The sequence below is a fragment of the Christiangramia aquimixticola genome, assembly GCF_048285835.1.
GTDB classification, from domain to species: Bacteria; Bacteroidota; Bacteroidia; order Flavobacteriales; family Flavobacteriaceae; genus Christiangramia; species Christiangramia aquimixticola.
On sequence record NZ_JBLVTL010000064.1, the window covers coordinates 1 to 370 of the forward strand.

Here is a 370-nt window from a genome sequence, read left to right on the forward strand (position 1 = left end):
CGCCCCTGAAAAGGCGGTAAGCGTACGTCCAATCCTTAAACTGGTCTCCACAGGCAGTCAGCCAGCCTGTGACTGTGCGGCGGCCCATGCAGGAAAGCACTCCGTCGACCAGCTTTTGGGCCTTTTTCCAGGTCCTGATCTGCTTGAAGCAGGATTGGCATTCGGAGAAAATACTTTCCAAAACTCCCTTTAGGTCTTCTTGGGAAGTTTTTTTTTAAGGTCCGATACGGACTGAACACTACGTTGAAGAACCAGGCGTTGATGGTCGTCGATGATCCACTCCACGACCTCTCCCTGTTGAAATTCAATGGCCTGGGCAACGGCAGCAGGAAAATTCACATACCACTGTTCACTTTTGGCTCGCTTGATG

Annotated in this window: 2 protein-coding genes; one reads left to right on the top strand and one right to left on the bottom strand. The window is 51.1% G+C overall.

The genetic code is table 11. From position 1 onward, the window contains the following. On the top strand, window positions 1-193 hold a 193-nt coding region (locus ACNKXV_RS13515), incomplete at its 5' end, for a hypothetical protein (RefSeq protein WP_417908256.1). Here the strand turns inward: ACNKXV_RS13515 and ACNKXV_RS13520 are convergent. After that, on the bottom strand, window positions 190-370 hold a 181-nt coding region (locus ACNKXV_RS13520), incomplete at its 5' end, for a hypothetical protein (RefSeq protein ID WP_417908257.1). The genes ACNKXV_RS13515 and ACNKXV_RS13520 overlap by 4 nt on opposite strands.